25 protein-coding genes, 2 tRNA genes and 1 pseudogene are annotated in these 18,072 nt (G+C 37.4%); 22 read left to right on the top strand and 6 right to left on the bottom strand.

Translation table 11 applies throughout. From position 1 onward, the window contains the following. Positions 1-7: 7 nt before the first annotated feature. Positions 8-1,057 (top strand): glycoside hydrolase family 73 protein, encoded by a 1,050-nt coding sequence (locus LMB57_RS00160; protein ID WP_229271680.1) that lies wholly within the window; start codon positions 8-10, stop codon positions 1,055-1,057. A 34-nt stretch (positions 1,058-1,091) separates the two neighbouring features. Here the strand turns inward: LMB57_RS00160 and LMB57_RS00155 are convergent, their stop codons facing one another. Beyond that, complete coding sequence (locus LMB57_RS00155) at positions 1,092-1,724, bottom strand: deoxynucleoside kinase (protein WP_229271681.1); 633 nt, start codon at positions 1,722-1,724, stop codon at positions 1,092-1,094. A 215-nt stretch (positions 1,725-1,939) separates the two neighbouring features. Between LMB57_RS00155 and LMB57_RS00150 the strand changes: the two genes are divergently transcribed. The 7 genes from LMB57_RS00150 to LMB57_RS00120 all read left to right on the top strand — a co-directional run bounded on the left by LMB57_RS00150 (position 1,940) and on the right by LMB57_RS00120 (position 6,447). Further along, positions 1,940-2,548, top strand: coding sequence for a hypothetical protein (locus tag LMB57_RS00150; protein WP_229271682.1), 609 nt, complete (start codon positions 1,940-1,942; stop codon positions 2,546-2,548). Positions 2,549-2,629: 81 nt separating this feature from the next. Next, a complete protein-coding gene (gene rbsR / locus LMB57_RS00145) occupies positions 2,630-3,646 on the top strand; it encodes a ribose utilization transcriptional repressor RbsR (RefSeq protein ID WP_229271683.1) in 1,017 nt (338 codons plus the stop codon). A 56-nt stretch (positions 3,647-3,702) separates the two neighbouring features. Next, complete coding sequence (gene rbsK / locus LMB57_RS00140) at positions 3,703-4,626, top strand: ribokinase (RefSeq protein ID WP_003668535.1); 924 nt, start codon at positions 3,703-3,705, stop codon at positions 4,624-4,626. Positions 4,627-4,751: 125 nt separating this feature from the next. Beyond that, on the top strand, positions 4,752-4,997 hold the full coding sequence (locus tag LMB57_RS00135; RefSeq protein ID WP_267493681.1) for a hypothetical protein: 246 nt from the start codon (positions 4,752-4,754) through the stop codon (positions 4,995-4,997). Then, positions 4,981-5,658: a CPBP family intramembrane glutamic endopeptidase gene (locus LMB57_RS00130; RefSeq protein ID WP_229271685.1), complete on the top strand. Its 678-nt coding sequence runs from the start codon at positions 4,981-4,983 to the stop codon at positions 5,656-5,658. Before LMB57_RS00135 ends, LMB57_RS00130 begins: the two co-directional genes overlap by 17 nt. Before the next feature lie 344 nt (positions 5,659-6,002). Continuing rightward, entirely contained in the window at positions 6,003-6,281 is a 279-nt protein-coding gene (locus tag LMB57_RS00125) for a heavy metal-binding domain-containing protein (RefSeq protein WP_003664194.1), read from the top strand. Between the two features lie 82 nt (positions 6,282-6,363). Continuing rightward, positions 6,364-6,447, top strand: a tRNA-Leu gene (locus LMB57_RS00120). Positions 6,448-6,735: 288 nt separating this feature from the next. On the opposite strand, the gene LMB57_RS00115 is transcribed toward LMB57_RS00120, so the two are convergent. From LMB57_RS00115 to LMB57_RS00100, 4 genes are all read right to left on the bottom strand, one after another. Next, complete coding sequence (locus tag LMB57_RS00115; RefSeq protein WP_229271686.1) at positions 6,736-7,038, bottom strand: hypothetical protein; 303 nt, start codon at positions 7,036-7,038, stop codon at positions 6,736-6,738. 98 nt (positions 7,039-7,136) lie between these two features. Beyond that, positions 7,137-7,490: a hypothetical protein gene (locus LMB57_RS00110; RefSeq protein ID WP_229271687.1), complete on the bottom strand. Its 354-nt coding sequence runs from the start codon at positions 7,488-7,490 to the stop codon at positions 7,137-7,139. 17 nt (positions 7,491-7,507) lie between these two features. Then, the gene (locus LMB57_RS00105) at positions 7,508-8,242 is read right to left on the bottom strand and encodes a Rha family transcriptional regulator (RefSeq protein ID WP_229271688.1); all 735 of its coding nucleotides are present in this window, start codon (positions 8,240-8,242) and stop codon (positions 7,508-7,510) included. A 293-nt stretch (positions 8,243-8,535) separates the two neighbouring features. Then, entirely contained in the window at positions 8,536-8,781 is a 246-nt protein-coding gene (locus LMB57_RS00100) for a helix-turn-helix domain-containing protein (protein WP_229271689.1), read from the bottom strand. A 163-nt stretch (positions 8,782-8,944) separates the two neighbouring features. Between LMB57_RS00100 and LMB57_RS00095 the strand changes: the two genes are divergently transcribed. From LMB57_RS00095 to folP, 12 genes and pseudogenes are all read left to right on the top strand, one after another. Then, positions 8,945-9,574 (top strand): helix-turn-helix domain-containing protein, encoded by a 630-nt coding sequence (locus LMB57_RS00095; RefSeq protein ID WP_229278018.1) that lies wholly within the window; start codon positions 8,945-8,947, stop codon positions 9,572-9,574. Positions 9,575-9,775: 201 nt separating this feature from the next. Next, positions 9,776-10,411 (top strand): sunset domain-containing protein, encoded by a 636-nt coding sequence (locus LMB57_RS00090; protein WP_229275839.1) that lies wholly within the window; start codon positions 9,776-9,778, stop codon positions 10,409-10,411. A gap of 36 nt (positions 10,412-10,447) precedes the next feature. Further along, a complete protein-coding gene (locus LMB57_RS00085) occupies positions 10,448-10,876 on the top strand; it encodes a DUF6978 family protein (protein ID WP_229271692.1) in 429 nt (142 codons plus the stop codon). A 13-nt stretch (positions 10,877-10,889) separates the two neighbouring features. After that, entirely contained in the window at positions 10,890-11,663 is a 774-nt protein-coding gene (locus tag LMB57_RS00080) for a DUF1828 domain-containing protein (RefSeq protein ID WP_229271693.1), read from the top strand. Between the two features lie 311 nt (positions 11,664-11,974). After that, positions 11,975-12,049 (top strand): annotated as a pseudogene (locus tag LMB57_RS00075) (hypothetical protein); the annotation flags it as partial. A 120-nt stretch (positions 12,050-12,169) separates the two neighbouring features. After that, positions 12,170-12,565 carry an ASCH domain-containing protein gene (locus LMB57_RS00070; protein WP_229271694.1) on the top strand — a complete coding sequence of 132 codons (396 nt, stop codon included), beginning with the start codon at positions 12,170-12,172 and terminating at the stop codon, positions 12,563-12,565. 63 nt (positions 12,566-12,628) lie between these two features. Further along, positions 12,629-12,988: a dihydroneopterin aldolase gene (gene folB, locus LMB57_RS00065; protein WP_324255210.1), complete on the top strand. Its 360-nt coding sequence runs from the start codon at positions 12,629-12,631 to the stop codon at positions 12,986-12,988. A 2-nt stretch (positions 12,989-12,990) separates the two neighbouring features. Then, positions 12,991-13,503, top strand: a complete 513-nt coding sequence (gene folK, locus LMB57_RS00060) for a 2-amino-4-hydroxy-6-hydroxymethyldihydropteridine diphosphokinase (RefSeq protein WP_229271696.1) — start codon at positions 12,991-12,993, stop codon at positions 13,501-13,503. Beyond that, the gene (gene folE, locus LMB57_RS00055; RefSeq protein WP_229271697.1) at positions 13,485-14,063 is read left to right on the top strand and encodes a GTP cyclohydrolase I FolE; all 579 of its coding nucleotides are present in this window, start codon (positions 13,485-13,487) and stop codon (positions 14,061-14,063) included. The genes folK and folE overlap by 19 nt, the downstream gene beginning before the upstream one ends. Continuing rightward, positions 14,050-15,309 carry a bifunctional folylpolyglutamate synthase/dihydrofolate synthase gene (locus tag LMB57_RS00050; RefSeq protein ID WP_229271698.1) on the top strand — a complete coding sequence of 420 codons (1,260 nt, stop codon included), beginning with the start codon at positions 14,050-14,052 and terminating at the stop codon, positions 15,307-15,309. The genes folE and LMB57_RS00050 overlap by 14 nt, the downstream gene beginning before the upstream one ends. Continuing rightward, positions 15,299-15,886, top strand: a complete 588-nt coding sequence (locus LMB57_RS00045) for a non-canonical purine NTP pyrophosphatase (protein ID WP_229271699.1) — start codon at positions 15,299-15,301, stop codon at positions 15,884-15,886. Before LMB57_RS00050 ends, LMB57_RS00045 begins: the two co-directional genes overlap by 11 nt. A 1-nt stretch (position 15,887) precedes the next feature. After that, on the top strand, positions 15,888-17,051 hold the full coding sequence (gene folP, locus LMB57_RS00040; RefSeq protein WP_229271700.1) for a dihydropteroate synthase: 1,164 nt from the start codon (positions 15,888-15,890) through the stop codon (positions 17,049-17,051). On the opposite strand, the gene LMB57_RS00035 is transcribed toward folP, so the two are convergent. Then, entirely contained in the window at positions 17,017-17,352 is a 336-nt protein-coding gene (locus LMB57_RS00035) for a hypothetical protein (RefSeq protein WP_229271701.1), read from the bottom strand. The two genes, folP and LMB57_RS00035, sit on opposite strands and share 35 nt — an antisense overlap. 141 nt (positions 17,353-17,493) lie before the next feature. Here LMB57_RS00035 and LMB57_RS00030 point away from each other — a divergent pair, with 141 nt between their 5' ends. Both LMB57_RS00030 and LMB57_RS00025 read left to right on the top strand, forming a co-directional pair. Then, the gene (locus tag LMB57_RS00030) at positions 17,494-17,766 is read left to right on the top strand and encodes a hypothetical protein (RefSeq protein WP_003664174.1); all 273 of its coding nucleotides are present in this window, start codon (positions 17,494-17,496) and stop codon (positions 17,764-17,766) included. A 63-nt stretch (positions 17,767-17,829) separates the two neighbouring features. Continuing rightward, positions 17,830-17,900 (top strand) — tRNA-Gly (locus LMB57_RS00025). Positions 17,901-18,072 lie beyond the last annotated feature (172 nt).

The following is an 18,072-nucleotide window of genomic DNA, read 5'->3' as shown; positions in this document are numbered from 1 at the left end:
GGACATTATGAAGGAGTGTTTTATTGTGTTAAATCGTCGTGCTATTACGAGTGCATTAATTGTTTTAACAAGTCTTAATGGACAACCGATTAAAGCGGACACTATCCAACAAGCACAATTTGATGCAAATGAAGATGTGAAACGTGCAAAGCCAATTGATGAAGAGACCTTAGTTAATCATGATGAAGAATATATTGATGCTTATTTAACAGAATATGAAAATGTTACTCAAGCAAAGGAAAATGAGCAAAATAATGCTTTGACAAGGGCAGATGAAGAGCCCGAGCATAAAATAGTCCAATCATCAACTGAAACTTCTGCTGAACAAAGGCGGCTGCTAGAAAAAGATAAAAAAGATGAGCAAGTTTATCAACCTCAACAACCTTCTGCAGGCCAAGCACGATTTATTAATCGAATAGCCCCAGCTGCTCAACAAATTGGTCGGGAATATGATTTGTATCCGTCAATTATTATTGCACAAGCGGCCTTAGAGAGCGATTGGGGATGCAGTACGTTGGGAAAGGCGCCTAATAATAATCTTTTTGGGGTTAAGGGGTATTTTACCCGTCAAACAGTTGCTCAACCCACGACTGAATATGACGAGCAAGGACATAAGTTTCAGGTTGTTAGTAATTTTCGGCAGTATGCAAGTGAATATGAAGCGTTAAGAGATTATGCTCAAACATTAGAAGCCCCACTTTATCAAGGAGTTCACTGTCAAAATACCAAAAATTATCGTGAAGCTACACGAGCACTTTGCGGACGATATGCAACAGATCCGGAGTATGATCGGAAGCTAAATCAGCTGATTGATACTTACCAACTTACTAAATATGATGATCAAGTTAACATCAGCAATGAAAAGGCTAATCCTGTTCCGGTGACAGACAGTAAAGAGGAGAGTAAGGTGACACCAATTGTTGACAAACATCCCGTTCAAGCGAGGAAAAACGATATTAATATCCCTCAATATGTTCCTTTGCTTGGTGGAGTGGGGACGGCAGGAATGATTGAAATTTTTCGTCGTTTGTTAAAGAAAAAGAAAGAGCATGATTAAAAGGTAAAACTCTAATCATGCTCTTATCAATTATTTAGCGTAACGACTTCAACCGTTCATCAATCATTGCTAAGACCGCCTCAACGTTCTTAGGATCTTCAAGGTCATAACGCTCTAAATCAATTTTCATTTTTGGACTAGCATCGTAATCTTTGTACCATTGCTTGTAGGCATTCCACATCTTGTAATAGTAATCCTTTAACTCTGGATTAGTATCAATTTGCTCGTAATCCCGCCCGCGCTTTTTAATTCGGTATAAGATGGTTTCAAAATCAGTTTCAGAATAAACCATTAAGTCTGGTGCGCGCTTAGGTAATTGTTGGAGGTCACTCATCATATTGTCGAGAAGCTTTAAGTATACTTCTAATTCAGTATCAGTGATGTTACCCTCGGCGTTATTTTCTCGCGTAAACAAGGCATCTTCGTAAATCGACCGGTCAAGCACATTGTTATCATCAGTGAGTGCTTGTTTAATCATTGAGAAACGCTTGTTTAAAAAATAAATTTGGAGTAAAAAGCCGTACTGTTTTGGATTTTTATAATACAGTGGTAAAACTGGATTTTCTCCGACTGGTTCAAAAAATGCTTTTGTATGTAAGTGTTCGGCAATCTTCTCGGTTAAAGTTGTTTTACCGACACCAATCATCCCTGCTGTAATAATCACCATAATGGCCCCTCTTTACTTTTTTGTCACAAAAAATATCTTACTACAAAATATTGTGGAATGACATAACTAATTTTACAATATTTGGTGGTTACCAGATTTAACTTATCGTGGTAAAAGTTATCGCATCTACATTGGTAGCGATTATAATAAAAGTAGAGATGTGATTAAATTTTAAAAATCTAATCATGTGAAAAATTAATATTAAGGAAGTAAAGATGAGAAAAGAAAGTGAAAGTGAAAATCGCGTTCAATTAACAATGGCCAAGCAGCAAGGAACATTAATTGAGGTTCATAACTTGCCAAATGATGATTATTTTAATGTCGGCTTTGTCGTTGCTCTCGATCCAGTATTTTGTTTGATGATCAGCATTGATTGGGATGGTAAAATCAACGGATTAATTGCTATCCGGATTAAAAGTATTCTTTATACGGAACGCCATAGTGACTACCTAATGGCGGTTTCTGAAAAAACTAAAGTTGCCCATGATCACAACTATTTTGATATTTGGCAAGTACAAAAATTTATTGATAATCATCCAGCAATTACCCAAGGGAACCTATTATCAAACCTTCTCAATGATTCCTATGAGAACCGCCTTCCAGTAGTGATTGGCACTGAAAAGTATAAGGGGAGTGATGATTTTACAGGAATAATTACTGCTCTCACACCCATTAAAGTAACAATTCATTACTATAATGACCATGACCTGTCATCATTATGGGAATATGATATTTTGCGAGCAAAGATTGACTATCTCCGTGTTCGAGGTACTCAAATGGCAACCGGGAAACAGATTTTTAATGATATTTTTAACGAAATGTGATTGCAATATGAGTTGAGATAGTTTAAATTAATTAAATGTTATTAACTAGATAAAACTGTTTACTAAAGAGGTTGAACAGCCATGAAAAAGAAAATAACAATTCGTGATTTAGCAAAAGAAGCTGGTGTTTCTGTAACCACTGTTTCGCAAATTTTGAATAATAAAGGTGATCGGTTCAGTACGGCGACCCAGGAACGTGTTTTAACATTACGGGATAAATATAAATACGTTCCTGACTTTAATGCCCGGAACTTAATTTTAAAGAGTGCCAAGACAATTGGGGTACTAGTTCCCAATATTGCTAACCCATTTTTTGGTACTTTTGTTGAGGGAGTGCAGAGTATTGCCCGTGAAGCAGAATTCATTCCACTTGTCTTTAGTGCCAACCGTGATCCAAAATTGGAAAAGTATTACCTTTCCCAGATGATTGAACGATCAATTAGTGGATTAGTGATTGCTAGTGCAACGATGACTACAGAGACAATTAAAGAAGTTATCTCCTTTAATGAGATTCCTTACATCTTGTTTGATCAGAATCATACGCAAGAGGGTGATCGAGTTCAAACGAATGATTACCTTGGTGGCCAAATTGCGGCTAAACACCTCATTGGACTTGGGCACAAACATATTGCCGTTCTTACCTCTGATAATCCAACTGAAAACTTAAATCACCGAATGAATGGGTTCAAAAATATTATTAAAGAAAATAACCTAAGTTTAGATCCTATTCACGATGTTATTCGGGCACCCTTGACGAAGAATGGCGGATATGAAGCAGCAAAAGATGTTTTAGCAACTGGTGCTTCTGCTGTTTTTGCGGCAAACGATGAAATGGCAATTGGATTGTTGCGTGGGTTGCACGAATTAGACGTTAAGGTTCCTGAAGATATTTCTGTAATTGGTTATGATAATATCTACTGGGACGACTATGTTTATCCACGATTAACTACGGTACAACAGCCAATTTTTGACCTTGGCGCTGGAGCTACTAAAATGCTCATTGAACAGATTAGCCATAGTAGTGCTGAAGCCCGCGTTCAAAACTTTCCAGTAAAATTAATTAAACGAGATAGTACAAGTTCCTATCGTCCAAAATAATATGGTATGATGATATTATCAATTAGATGCCAATTGTTTAAGGAGGAAATAAACAAATGACAAATCATGTAACAATTGTAGGTAGTTTAAATGTTGATACAACAATGAAGGTTAAGCGGATGCCATTACCTGGGGAAACGATTGCCGCTTTAAGTAAAACTAATGCTGCTGGGGGAAAAGGAGCAAACCAAGCCGTTGCTGCTGCACGTTCAGGCGCGGAAACAGCTTTTGTTGGTCAAGTTGGTGATGACGCTGGTGGTAAGATGATGATCAATGACCTCAAGAACAACAACGTCGACACAACTGGGATCCACGTTGACGATCAAGCAGGTACTGGATCTGCCGCCATCTTGCTTGATGAAAGTGGTCAAAACAGTATCTTAGTGTACGGAGGAGCTAACCAACAATTAAGCGTTAAGGAAGTAGAAGATGCTCGCGATCAAATTGCCGCTGCTGATTTTGTGATTGCTCAATTTGAAACTCCACAAGAAGCTACTTTACGGGCATTCCAAATTGCAAAGGAAAATGGTGTAAAGACAATCTTGAATCCTGCGCCTGCTCATGAAATTAACCCTGACTTATTGAAGTTAACAGACTTAATTATTCCAAATGAAACAGAAAGTGCTGCTTTAACAGGGATTATTATTACAGACGAAACTTCAATGCTTATGTCAGCTGCAAAGTTTGCTCAAATGGGTGTCCGTAACTTAATTATTACTGTTGGAGCAAAGGGTGCCTTCTACTGTACTCAAGATGGTTACAACTTCATTCCTGCTTTTAAGGTTAATGCTGTTGATACCACTGCTGCTGGTGATACCTTCATTGGTGCTCTTTCATCCCAATTAAAGCCTGATATGAGTAACATTGAAAAGGCAATTGTCTACGCTCAACGAGCAAGTTCATTAGCTGTTCAAAAGCTTGGTGCATTACCATCAATTCCTACTTATGACGAAGTAGTTGCTGCATCAAAGAATAACTAGATTTATTTAAATATAAATTAAAAATGGAAAGGCTGAGGAAAGCGAAAACTTTTCTCAGCCTTTCTATCTTTTTCAGCAACCTTGCGCTTAACGTATCAATTTAGTAAACTGTTGAACAAATAATAATGGAGGTTTTCTTTGTGAAAGCAGAATTTATTCTTAAGGTGGTTATTCCGCCATTTATCATCTTTGCGATTCTAGTATGGCTAACTGCTGAACATTATATCTCTGGATGGATAATGTACCTTCTATGGGTAATTGGTTTCGTGGTTGCAAATATCATTGTGACAAAGATTTCTACCCGGTGGAGTATCCAGCGAATGCGTGAGAAACGAGCAAAGGAAGAGAAAAATAATGATAAAAGTAATTAGACGGTGGATATCTAAGGTGATTTTAATTGCACTGATGGTAATTGCAATTGAAGTTCCCCCGATGGCAGTTAATTTTGCTCTACGTTATTCAAGGACTAACCAACTCATTGTGGATGGTTTTATGGCCTTATTCATTGGTTTGATGTTAGCGATTATTTGGTGGGCACACCGGACATATGAAGCTTATAACCAATTAGGACAGCCCGCAGGAATAAAGGTTGGTTGGATTGTTGGTGGTTACCTAGCGATTATTTTGGGAATGGATGTTCTTAGCTATCTCAATCAACTTATCTATCATCAAACTGAGACAGCGAATAATGCGGCACTAGGAAGCATGCTTGGTCATAATGAAGTAATTACGATCGTATTTTGTTTTTCGGCGGTTGTTCTAAGTCCAATTGCTGAAGAATTTATTTTTCGTGGTACATTGACAAATATGTTCTTTAAGCGTGGCAACATTTTGCCTAAAGTTATCCTCTCGGGGGTAGTATTTTCTACAGGTCATATGAGTACTAATCCCATTAGTTTCTTGATCTATGCTTATATGGGGATGGTCTTGGCCTATGTTTATTTGCGAACGGACGACATTCGAAATTCAATTGCAATTCATATGATTAATAATGCGTTTGCGATGTATGTACTCTTAGTTCAAGTTATCTAAAGCTAAACGTTGAAATCGCTTACAGATGGTGGTACATTATAAGTGTGGAAAGATTAGAGTGGTAAGATCCCCTATATCAATCTAGCACCGAAGAAGTTAATAGTAGGATAGAAGCAACATAAGTGTGACATGAAATTTTAGACTGAATATTTATGTAATAAGGTCACCAGGGTGCACTAGGTTGATGATATAAATGCGACTTTGCGGAAGTTAGAATCAAAAATGAATTAATAATTAGTTCCTTAGCAAAGTAGCAGATTCTTTCCGCGATAAACAAAAGAGGCTGGAAATGTTTCGGCCTCTTTGTTATTTTTAAATGGTAAAGAATTTAGGGAGGATAATAGATGTTTTTATCAACTGAGGGGTTTCCTCAAGCTCACCGCATTTTAGGGATTGTTAATGCGACCAGTCATTTGGCGATGCCTACCGAAGCAATTGATTCATTTGAGTCCATGGACCAATTATTTAGTGATGTTCAAGAAAAATTAAAGCGGCGGGCCAGTGAAAAAGGTGCAGATGGTGTTGTTGGGGTTCGTTTTACTACGGATGTTGCCAATATGCAGGTTGCACCCAAATTCTTGGTCCTAACTGCATATGGAACAATGATTCAATTTGTTAAATAAGAGCAAATTGAGGATTGTTAATAAAAATACTTGTAATTTTTGATGAGTTCGGTATACTTAATAATGTTACAAAATAGTTAGTGCCTCAGTGGCGGAACTGGCAGACGCGCAACGTTCAGGTCGTTGTATGGTTATCCATGTACAGGTTCGAATCCTGCCTGAGGCATTTTTTTGTATTTTAAATACTTTTCAATAGTGTCTAAATCGTTGATATATCAGCATTTTTGATTTTAGGTTTACACTATAGAACGCTATTTTTAATTAAATCCACGACAATTTCACGACAAAATAATATATCTTCTTGCCAACGTGGGCCACCTGTTTTTAGGTGGTTTTTTATTTTGCCAGTGGGAAATTAGAAACATCCCCAAAGAGGTTTTAAATCGAGTAGGGGATATTAATATCAGCGTTGCTAATATATGAGGTGGTAATTAGCTATTTATGGGTGTAAGAACTACTTAAATTGCACCGCTAACCGCTCATGAAGTGAGTTAGAAACTTTTATTAGTTGATGATTGTATTTAAATATTAATTGCCTGTTTTGTTTGAGTAGGGTAGGCGTTTGATGTTTGAAAATACCTAGACCATCAACAAAATGCAAGTGGGTAAATGGTATCTTGATTAAGCTATCGTTTAATTGCTTCTCGTTGGCTTGGATTAGGTTGTCTAATCGTTTAATATCACTCATCAATTTAGTATAGGTCTCATATCCAGCGCTAAAGTTAGAAAGGTTTCTCTCAAATGCTGTTAGGTTCATGAATGTATCACCTCTGCGTCTTAATCATTACTAGAGGGTTGTTCCAATGTTTGCTTAGTGTACTCGGGTAGGTGCTGTATTAATAGATTGGCTAATGATTATTCATCTTGATATTGTGGCATTTGATTAGCAGCGTTCATAATGTTATTAATTCCTAATTGGATGTCCTCAATTTCATAGCAATTATGGATTAACATATCAAAAATATCAGCAAGTCTTTTATTGTCTTTGGGGATGTCAATCTGTATAGTGGGGATATCGTACTTCTTAATCCATGAATTAAAGATACCCCGTGATACGCCACAATAGGTGTTAGCTTCTCCCTTGTTTAGATAAGGCGGGAAGCTGTTTTTAGTTTGAACATCCTTAATCGCTTCGCTAAGTGCATCCCCAATCATTGCTTTGATTGCTTCCTGTAAATCATCTGGCAACTGCACTTGTAAACTTTCCATCTTCTCAACTCCAATCATTAAACCGGCTTTTTACTTAATCGGTGTTTAAGTTCTTGATAGCCACTAACACCACTTGTATATAAGCCAATCATTTTATTTTCAGTGCTGATATACGCTTCTCGCTCATCACTAGTGAGGACTTCTGCAAATGCTGATACATCTTTAGAGAAACCTCTATCACGTTTGAGCTTGGCTGCATTGTGGCCCGTTGCTACCATGTACAACAAATTAGTTAGTTGCATAATTTCACGCCCTAAGTTGTCGCCTGTGTAATACTGCTGGATAGTATCGGTTAATTGCTTACGCAAATACTTTTCTAAGTCGTACAGGGTGTTACGCTTGGTTAGTTCCTGCTCCATTTCATTAAAGCGAGAAATATAGGCTAATTTAAATGCTAAGGCGTCACGTCCATTAAAGCCCATTGTTAGCAACATAAAGCCGTCTCGGTTCATATCATATGAGCGAACTGTTCGCCCGTCTTTGGTGATATAGGTTGAGGGGATGAAACAATCATCAAACTTCATTTTGCTAACGTGGTTCAACGTTTCTAAATCCACTGGGCTCAAATTTGGGTTCAGTGTTTTACTGGGCTCACTTTTGAGCCGAGTAAAATTACTCCAGTCACTTTTTAGGTGGTCAATATCACGCAAAATGTTTTTATGTTGCTTATGAAAAACTTTGGCCACGTCCCGACTATTAACTACTGCATTGCGATTTTTAATAATCACGTTGAATAAAATATCTGATGTCATGATTAAACCTCCATCGGTTCTTCAACTGTCAAATTAGGACACGGGTAAACGTCCTTAACACGCTTGACGTAAAGCATTTCTAAATTCCATTTCAGCTCATCAGCGCTTTTTTGCTCAATCTCTTTTCTGTCAGTGGTGTTGAACATGTCACCAACAAACTTATAAGCTAAGTCTTTTCGATATTTCTTAACTTTTTCCTTGCTATGAAACGCTCCATAAAGTGAAACTGCTGTGTTTGTGTCGTTCTTGTCGTAAATAGCAAGAATTAAATATCATTCATTCAAAACATCCTCTTACTTATCCTGTGTTACTACTGCGGTATTGTCTTTAATATCTGCTGTGGCGTACTCATCAATGAGCCAATCGCTCAACTTCTTATAAGTATCTGGCGTTACCTTGCGATGGTTGCGCTTAAAGATGTTGTCTAGCGTCCACCGACTTAAATCAAGTTGACGTCCAAGCGTTACAGTAGATAAATTGAGTTCCCCACGTTTCCGTTTTAATGCTGTAACTTGATTATCTGTTAGAAACATTGGCATCTAGTATCATCTCTTTTGATGTCAACAAATTGTTGGCTTACGGCTAATAAGATACACCCAACAAATAGTTAGGTCAACTATTTGTTGATTAAACATTAAAAAGGACTTATTATTATGTAGTGAAAGAGTGGTGAAAATCGTGTCGAAAAATAAAAAAGAGCCTATGAATAATAATCGAATTAAAGAAATTCGACTATCACAACATAAAACTCAAAAAGATTTAGCAAAATTATTAGGAGTTTCGGAGCAAGCAATTGCATATTATGAAAAAGCTTTGCGTGAGCCCTCTTTAGCCTCATGGGTAAAAATGGCTGATTATTTGAACGTTCCAACTCCATATTTACAAGGTATAAGTAATTACATAAAAGATGAAAGTGATAGCTTAGAACCTTTAATGTTTGATGAGAATGGGAAGATTAATTGGAACATAATTCAGAAATTATTTGAAAATGACCTTTCGACTCATGACTACAGTAAAAGACAGTTTGAAGAAGCAAATCTGATTATTGATGCACTCTTTTCAAATCAGCCAGAAGAAAAAGAAAACTATAAAAAAATAATAGCCGATTCAAAATTTACTAATGGTTTTGATGATTTACCTGAACCAGTTGCAGCGTATACTGGTACTCTTAGCAGGGTTAGTGAAATGTTTTTTAGTGCGCAGAAAGGTGATAGTGTCGCTAAAGAATGTATTCAAGAAATTGATGAATTATATTTTGAAAAATATGATCCTCATGTAGTCCATGAAGCACAAGAAAGACTACAAAAAACTAAACATAATAATAAAAAATAACATCACGTCTAAAAAGTTATTGATATATTAGTAGTTCTATTATAGTTAACTGCAAAATGTCATTATTACTATGTTCAATACAATTTCACTCATAGTTGAATCCTATGTAACTTACTTCCATAAGCTATTAGATAGCTAATTTTGGAATATTGTTGTAATGCAAGAAAAAATAATTATTAGATTTATAATTTGGGGGATTTTATGAAAAATAGAGACACGGTATTGGGAGGACTTTTCCTATTCATTATTATTGTCTGGCTATTTAAATATCTAATGCTTTTGGGAGCATTAGTATCGCTTGGAGCAATTATTTATTATGTCGTTAAAGCAATTAAAAACAGTAACAATAGAAAAACGTTGCTATTGCAAAGAGTATTACCAGCCTTCGTATTATTGTTAATATGCAGCGGAATTTATGGCGCTATGTCAGGTAATTCAGAAACGGTATCGCAATCTGCTAGCTCAGCTAAGGCATCCTCCTCGAGTAATGATAATGAGGAGAAAAGTAGTAGCAGTGAAGATGAATCAAGCAGCGACAGTGAGGACGATGAATTGTCAGATAGCGAAGGGGATTCAGTGGACACTTCTTCAAATGAAAGTAACGCTGATTACAGCACGAACGATAAAGATAACTCAACTGCTACAAGCAATGACGATGCTAACACCACTAAGGGTGATATGGAGACCGACCAACAAGGCACAATAGTTGGTAATTCACGCACGATGGTTTACCATACTCCAGATCAGCAAGGCTATCGCATGAACTCAGCTAATGCAGTTTACTTTAATACTGAAGCCGAAGCACAAGCTGCTGGTTATCGTAAATCTGCAAGATAATTAAAAAAGCCCTCTCCGGAGAAAGAATGTGAATGAATGAAAAACGAAGAATATCAACGATTACATGATTTGCCCAAAGAATTGGATGATTATAACATCAATATGGCTGCTCAATTTACTCAAGTTAGTATGAGTGGGCACGGAAAATTTAATACAAAAGAAAAATTTACTGTAATTCAGAATCGTAAGGGACATCATAGAGTGAATAATCTTACCTACATTTTGCGGAGTTCAAAAGGTACTCTTATTCGTGTTGATATAAATGGGAAAACACATTGTCATATTTCAACACCACATGTGCATATTTTTGATGAAGCACATAACAATGGTATTGACGCTTTCCCTCTTTCAGAACTTAAAAATTATCCCTATTTATCTGATGATGTGCTAAAATCACTAAAAGCTTTTTTAGTCTATAATAACTTTGAAATCAAAGAATTAACAATTTCAAATAATCTAGTATAAGGAGGTGTCAATAATGACTAAGACAACTCAAGAACTATTAGATGATTACTATCATTTTTTAAGTAAAAGTTATCAAATAAACAAATTGGATGATGCTGAAGAAATCGTTACTCCGTTTACTGATAATATCGGAGACAATGTTACTCTTTATCTATCACAAATTAAGAACCATAAAATTAAACTAGATGATGATGGTTATACTCTTGATAATCTAAAGATGATGAACGTAAATTTGTCTGATACACGCCAACAATTGTTAAGAAGGATTTGTAATCAATATGAAGTCTCTCTCTCAAACGAAGGCATCTTATTTAACACTGGTACACCTTCTGACTTTCCTATAATGAAATTAAATTTAACATCAGCAATTCTAAAAATTGGTGATCTTTCATTCACACAACACTCCCGAGTTAAAAAGATGTTTGTTGATGATGTTATATCAACACTCAAGAAAAAAGATCTTGGTGGTATACCAAGTAGCTTCGTTGGACGCAGTGGAGTAAATTATCCATTGCCTTATGTCGTTCCTCAAAGAAAACATCATCCACTTAAAGTAGTTGATGTAGCAAATAATATAAGTAATGGAAATATGATGCAAACAGCTTTTCAAGTTAACGATATTAAAAATAATGTTGAATTTGATTATACTGATCCAACCTTTTTACTTATTTATAACGAAAAAGTTGCAAGCCCAAGCAAACAGTCAATGAAGATTGCAAATGATGTAGGTATTAGTGCAGTTCCATTTAGTGAAATGGATCGTATTACCGATTTACTAACTGCATAATTTAAACTGGTCGAAAACTCGGCTGATTAGATCTGCGCATAATTGCGCACATCTTACTCACCTCAATTTTGGGGTGAGTACATCTGTCCAGAATTGGACAAATCTTTACTCAACGCAAAACTGCGCTCAGTCTATCCCTTTTTGGTGACCGAAAATACGGCTACGAAACTCAAATACATACCTCCAATATTCCACGTTGGCAAGCTGTGCGATTGAAAGAGGTAATTTTATGAGTTATGTAAGAAGGATACTACGGTTATGCAAGCTATCAAGATAATGAGGGAAAGTGGCATCAGAAATCAGCCGGCTGTTTTAATTTAAAGCGTGAAGCACTGCAAGCAGCCAATAAACTAGAAGCAGAGTTAGACCAGGTAAACCTTGTATGACACTAGCTAAGTATTATTGGCGCTGGTATGAACTCTATGAAGCATCATAATAGCTCGGTAAACATTGATTTGCCGGGCTTTTTTCTTTATATTGAAATAAAACTGCAAAGGAAGACCAAGATGAAAGCTTTATCAATTCATCCTGAATATGGAATGGAAATCTTAAATGGCACAAAAACAGAGGAATACAGGACATGGACAACTAAATATCGTGGAGACCTTTTAATTTGCAATAGTGCTAAGAAGACACGTGGGGCGGTATCTGGTCATGCGTTATGTGTTGCCAAGATCATTGGAATTGCAGAACGGGACGATGGTGAACAAAAATACTACGCGTGGATAATTGCTCCATTTGAGGAAGGTGGTTCTTATTGGATTGAACCGTTAAAAGTTAAGGGACAGTTAAAATTGTTTAACGTCGATGACCGCTTGATTAAACCTGCGCCATTTACTAACCCTTTCTCAAAAGCTGGTAAGCAATGGTACCAAGAAAAGATTGCCCCCTTAATCTATTAAGATATTTTCACCAACTAACTTATGCGTTATGATAGAAAATAAAAAATGAAGGGGCAATAGCTTATCGGAAAGATTAGAATTAACAACATGGCATTTAATACTTACAATGGTGTGTTTGCAGAAGAGAAAAAGCTTGGTCAAAAAATTGAAATTGACTGTGAAATGGACTATCCAATTGAAACGATGGTTAAAACCGATGAATTAGAGGAAACTGTCAGTTATGCTGATATTTATGAAACCATCGCGGAGTTTGTTGCCCATCATAACTACAATTTGATTGAAAGCCTTGCTAATAACTTATTGCATGAGCTTTTCAAGACATACCCGATGCTTGATGAGATTCGTCTTCGCATTCGTAAATATAGTGTGCCAATCGCTGGAATTTTCGATAATGTCGAAATTGAAGTAGCAGGGAGCAAGTAATTATGACTGAAGCATATCTAAGCATTGGGAGTAATATGGGCGACCGGTTAACAAACCTTCAAAAAGCTATTCAGATGCTGAATGTGCCACCTAAAATTGATGTTACGACGATCTCCTCAGTTTATGAAACAGAACCGGTGGGGGATGTCAAACAAGATTCTTTTTATAATATTGCGGTTAAGGTTGCGACCGAGTTAACAGCTCAGCAACTTCTCGACCACCTTCACAATATCGAACAGGAGTTACATCGACGCCGGCTCATTCATTGGGGCCCACGGACAATTGACCTTGATATTATTGATTTTGGTCATCAACGTATTAAAACCCCAACGTTAACGATCCCTCATCCAGAAATGGCTAACCGACAGTTTGTTTTATTGCCAATGCGCGAAATTACTAATCAAAATGATCCTTATTATCAACAATTGGATCACTTGTTAAATAAGACTTCAGATCATAATTGGCTTAAAAAGATATATGGACAAGAGGTGTTTTCATGGACCAACAAAAAATAGCAAGGGCTGTTAAAGATTTATTAATTGCAATCGGGGAAGATCCGGAACGAGAAGGATTGGCAGAAACACCTCAGCGCGTTGCCAAAATGTACCAAGAAGTTTTTTCTTCCCTTAATCATCAACCAGAAGAAATGGCCAACTATAAGGTTTTTCATGTTGATGATGTGCCGGAAATGGTATTAGTGCAGCACATTCCTTTTTATTCAATGTGTGAACACCATTTGCTGCCCTTTTTCGGATACGCGAATGTGGCTTATGTCCCCAAAGATAAGAAAGTTATTGGTCTCAGTAAGATTCCCCGGTTGTTAGATTTTGTAACGAAGAAACCCGGGATGCAAGAACGCATTACAACAGACTTAGTAGCCGAGTTGCAACGAATCCTTGATCCAGCCGGGGTTGCAGTGACTATTGCGGCCCGTCACCTTTGTATGGAAATGCGGGGTGTTAATAAGGCTGGTCAATTTACTTATACTGATAAGTTTACAGGTCAATTTAAGACTGACCGTGATTTGAAACAAGAATTTCTAAATCAAACGAGGAATTATCGTGCAGACCTATGAACGAATTAACGCGGGTTTTAACCGCCAAATGTTGGGAGGACAACAGGATCGGGTAAAATTTTTACGACGAATTCTTACTCGGTTAGAAAATCCTGACCAGCGCTTTAAAATTATCCATATTGCGGGGACAAACGGAAAAGGCTCGACCGGGACAATGTTAGAACAGGGTTTGCAAAATGCTGGATACCGGGTCGGCTATTTTAGTAGTCCGGCTTTGGTAGATGAGCGGGAGCAAATTAAGGTTAATGAACATTTGATTAGTAAAGAAGACTTTGTAATCACTTACCAAAAGATCATCAAGCACCTGCCGACTGATATTTCACCTGATGATATTACCATTTTTGAGTGGTGGACCTTAATAATGCTGCAATATTTTGCGGATCAAAAAGTGGATTGGGCAGTCGTTGAATGCGGCTTAGGCGGACAAGATGATGCAACCAATATTATCAATGCGCCTTTTATTAGTGTGATAACGCATATTGCCCTTGATCATACGCGGATCTTAGGCCCAACGATTACTAAAATTGCTCAGGCTAAAGCAGGGATTATCAAGACGGGGACTAAGCAAGTATTTTTAGCGCCACATCAAGAAAAAGACGCTTTGACAATTATTAAGGAAAAGGCTCATCAACAAGGAGTAGGATTGACGCAAGCAGATACTCAAACAATTGTTGATGGAAAGGCGATCCTAAAAGCTAACCACAAAATATATAAAGTTCCCTTTAATTTGTTGGGGACTTTCCAAAGTGAAAATTTAGGAACCGTTGTCAGTGTATTTAATTTTCTTTTTCAACGAGGGCTTGTCACTTCTTGGCGGCCTTTACTATCTACGCTTGCGACAGTGAAGATTGCTGGTCGAATGCAAAAAATTGCTGATCATCCTCCTATTATTTTGGATGGGGCCCATAATCCAGATGCAGCCAAGCAACTTACCCAAACTATTTCTAAGTTTCCCCATAATAAAGTAATTATGGTTCTTGGCTTCCTCGCTGATAAAAATATTAGTCCGATGGTTAAAATTTATCAGCAAATGGCAGATGAGATAATAATTACTACTCCTAACCATCCCACCCGCGCTCTTGAAGCAAATGAATTAAAATCAGTTTTGCCTCAAGCGACTATTGCTGATAATCCACGAAAAGGGTTAGTGATGGCAAAAAAGATTGCAGAGCCGAATGATTTAATTATCGTAACGGGTTCTTTTTATACGATTAAAGATATCGAGGCCAATTTAGATGAAAAATAACTTTATTATTGCAACCCATAATATTCATAAAATTAAAGAAATTGAAACCATTCTAAATTTTTACCACCAACATGGTGAAGGGTATCGAAAAAAGTTGCCTCAACAAGCTTTTCCTCCTGAATCAACAGTGAGTTATGAAGAAAACGCAAAGGCGAAGGCCCTCTTTATCAGTCAACAACTACCGGCAGCAAAAATAATTGCCGATGATTCCGGTTTAGAGCTTCCGGCTTTTCCTGGAAGGTACGGGGTGCAGACAGCGCGGGAATTGGCGCAAGAAGTTCCCAATGGTGATTTAAATGATTATTTGATTCACTTAGTCGATGGTAAATCACGACAATTTATAATGAAAACAACAATTGCCCTAGCGATAAATAATCAAGTGGTTAAAATTGGTCATGGTCAATTAAAGGGGACAATTGCTCATGCTGAACGCGGAGTTAATGCGACCGGTTTTGATCGGATTTTTATTCCAGCTGGCGAATCACAAACGCTTGCCGAAATGGATCAGCCGACCCGTATTTCTTATTTATATCGTGCACGGGCTGTTAAAAATTTATTAGATCAATTAGGAGAATAAAATGAAAGTTACTGAAAAGTTAGTTACTAAAGACCATTCGAAGTTAGTGTCCGCGATCTTGGCCGACCAAGTTAATCGCCATCAGCAGCTTTTATTGACTTGGGAGTGTCCAGATGTGGAGACGACTGGAATGGTGGAGCAATTTATCCGTCATTTTGATACTCCCGTCGCTTGTGTTGAAAAGCGCGTAGAATTTTCTTTTCCGCTCCTTTCTCTAAAAGAACTAATAGCGCGGGTGAAAGAGCGGTGGGAGAACGACCAAGAATTAATTGCTTCTCTTGAGCAGGTTTATCGTCATCACCAAATTATTTGGCGTGCAGGTCGGCTTACTTTTGATCTGACAGAGCAACCAGTGATTTATGGGATTTTAAATGTAACTCCTGATTCATTTTATGATGGAGGTAAATTTCAATCCTACTCCGCTATCGTCGATCAAATTGCTAAGATGGTAGCTGCCGGTGCAAACGTAATTGAAGTCGGGGGGCAAACTACGAAACCGGGTGGCTTTAAAGAGGTTGATCCTGAAGAAGAAATTGCGCGAATTATGCCGGCCATTCAGCTTCTTCGTGAAAACTATCCCCAGGTTGCTATCGCAGTTGATACGTATAAACTTCCAGTAATGGCGGCGGCAATTAAGGCTGGGGTAGATATTATCAATGATGTGCAGGCATTTAATTCAAAACAAAAACTAATTTTGATGGCTAAAGCAAATGTTGGAATGGTAACGATGCATAGCAGCCGAACCCATGACTATGATAACCTTACCGTAGCGATGCAGAAATTTTTTGAACATAATCTTGGGACAATAGCGGCTGCTGGTATTGATCTTGAACGAGTGATTTTAGACCAAGGAATTGGGTATGCCAAGGTTGCTGACGGTTATCAAGATTATGCGATGATGCGCAACGTTGACCAGCTTAATTACCTCCATCGTCCAATTATGGTTGCGATCTCCCGAAAAGGTTTTGGTCAAAAATTATTTAACTTAGCAAAAGAAGACCGTCTCGGCGTAACATTGATTGCTGAGACAGCAATGTATTTGCGAGGCGGTCGTGTTTTACGAGTTCATGATGTTGAGGAAACTAGTCAATTAGTGAAAATGATCGACACTATTGAAAATAGTTACTGGTTTAGATCCACCAACAACCAATCCCCAAGGCAATAATAAGGGCAACAAAAAGTAAGGCTGTTAGATAGGGATTGCCAAATGTTTCCCGTTTAAGGCGGAAAGCAGTTTCCATTAAGATATAGATTAGAATTAAAAAGATGATCCATACTAGGTTGCTCAGAAGCTGAGTTTTAAAATGAAGAAAGGTATGGACAATCGAAGCGGTCAATAAAAGGAAAAAGAATAAGCGGCTTAGTTCAAGCCAGTTAGTCACTTTCCGTTCAATTTTTGCATGTAAACCAGTGGTAGTGGTGAGAATCAAAATAATGATTAAGACCGCCACTATTATTTTGAACATATGGGTAAACTCCTTTCGGCTTTGATTTTAGCATTAATGAGAGGAACTGACTATATGCTTTTGACTTGAAAATATAATAAAAAAAGTGTATGGTACGTATATTGCTTGCGTAAAAATAAATAATATTTGAGGTGAAATCAAGTGGCAGATTTTGAAATTGGCGATATTGTAAAAGGAAAGAAATTCGGTCCCCTCGAACATGAATTTTCTGGTGTTGTTGAAAAGGTTTATACTAATTCAATTATGGTATCTATCCAAGATTTTGATCCGTCTGATAAAAGTGGGGTTAACGAATTAAATGGCCGCGCTGTTATTCGCCAAAAAGAAGCTAAGATGGTAAAGGCTGTTCCTCGTGAAGAAAAAAAGGATGACGAAGAAACAGCAGAAGATGCTAAATCTTCAAAAAAATCTTAAAAAAAGATGACAAATAGTTAGAAGAGGTATATACTAACTAAGTATTGAACTTAGTTAGTTAATGCGGGTATAGTTTAGTGGTAAAACTCAACCTTCCCAAGGTTGCGTCGCGAGTTCGATTCTCGTTACCCGCTCTTATAAAAAAGCTGAGGCTAGGAGAAAACTTTCTCCTAGCCTCAGCTTTTTTAGATTAATGTCTTTAGGCCTGGTTGAGTGCGCGAGCAGAGCGAGTGCACGAAACAAAAAACCACCTGCTATGCGGGTGGGCGATAAAAATTATATAAAAAGGCCTCTTTTGCCTTAAGA

The sequence above is a fragment of the Limosilactobacillus secundus genome, from assembly GCF_020784695.1.
GTDB classification, from domain to species: Bacteria; Bacillota; Bacilli; order Lactobacillales; family Lactobacillaceae; genus Limosilactobacillus; species Limosilactobacillus reuteri_F.
The sequence above is the reverse complement of the archived record's forward strand: the minus strand, read 5'-3'. Positions and strand labels throughout refer to the sequence as shown.

Coding starts and splice junctions, on each gene's coding strand:
- LMB57_RS00090 (WP_229275839.1), top strand. CDS start 9,776: ATGAAAAATAGAGACACGGTATTGGGAGGACTTTTCCTATTCATTATT.
- LMB57_RS00045 (WP_229271699.1), top strand. CDS start 15,299: ATGAAAAATAACTTTATTATTGCAACCCATAATATTCATAAAATTAAA.
- LMB57_RS00115 (WP_229271686.1), bottom strand. CDS start 7,038: ATGAACCTAACAGCATTTGAGAGAAACCTTTCTAACTTTAGCGCTGGA.
- LMB57_RS00150 (WP_229271682.1), top strand. CDS start 1,940: ATGAGAAAAGAAAGTGAAAGTGAAAATCGCGTTCAATTAACAATGGCC.
- LMB57_RS00110 (WP_229271687.1), bottom strand. CDS start 7,490: ATGGAAAGTTTACAAGTGCAGTTGCCAGATGATTTACAGGAAGCAATC.
- LMB57_RS00105 (WP_229271688.1), bottom strand. CDS start 8,242: ATGACATCAGATATTTTATTCAACGTGATTATTAAAAATCGCAATGCA.
- LMB57_RS00130 (WP_229271685.1), top strand. CDS start 4,981: ATGATAAAAGTAATTAGACGGTGGATATCTAAGGTGATTTTAATTGCA.
- rbsK (WP_003668535.1), top strand. CDS start 3,703: ATGACAAATCATGTAACAATTGTAGGTAGTTTAAATGTTGATACAACA.
- folP (WP_229271700.1), top strand. CDS start 15,888: ATGAAAGTTACTGAAAAGTTAGTTACTAAAGACCATTCGAAGTTAGTG.
- LMB57_RS00095 (WP_229278018.1), top strand. CDS start 8,945: ATGAATAATAATCGAATTAAAGAAATTCGACTATCACAACATAAAACT.
- LMB57_RS00085 (WP_229271692.1), top strand. CDS start 10,448: ATGAAAAACGAAGAATATCAACGATTACATGATTTGCCCAAAGAATTG.
- LMB57_RS00160 (WP_229271680.1), top strand. CDS start 8: ATGAAGGAGTGTTTTATTGTGTTAAATCGTCGTGCTATTACGAGTGCA.
- LMB57_RS00125 (WP_003664194.1), top strand. CDS start 6,003: ATGTTTTTATCAACTGAGGGGTTTCCTCAAGCTCACCGCATTTTAGGG.
- rbsR (WP_229271683.1), top strand. CDS start 2,630: ATGAAAAAGAAAATAACAATTCGTGATTTAGCAAAAGAAGCTGGTGTT.
- LMB57_RS00035 (WP_229271701.1), bottom strand. CDS start 17,352: ATGTTCAAAATAATAGTGGCGGTCTTAATCATTATTTTGATTCTCACC.
- folE (WP_229271697.1), top strand. CDS start 13,485: ATGGACCAACAAAAAATAGCAAGGGCTGTTAAAGATTTATTAATTGCA.
- LMB57_RS00080 (WP_229271693.1), top strand. CDS start 10,890: ATGACTAAGACAACTCAAGAACTATTAGATGATTACTATCATTTTTTA.
- LMB57_RS00155 (WP_229271681.1), bottom strand. CDS start 1,724: ATGGTGATTATTACAGCAGGGATGATTGGTGTCGGTAAAACAACTTTA.
- folK (WP_229271696.1), top strand. CDS start 12,991: ATGACTGAAGCATATCTAAGCATTGGGAGTAATATGGGCGACCGGTTA.
- LMB57_RS00100 (WP_229271689.1), bottom strand. CDS start 8,781: ATGCCAATGTTTCTAACAGATAATCAAGTTACAGCATTAAAACGGAAA.
- LMB57_RS00135 (WP_267493681.1), top strand. CDS start 4,752: ATGGAGGTTTTCTTTGTGAAAGCAGAATTTATTCTTAAGGTGGTTATT.
- LMB57_RS00070 (WP_229271694.1), top strand. CDS start 12,170: ATGAAAGCTTTATCAATTCATCCTGAATATGGAATGGAAATCTTAAAT.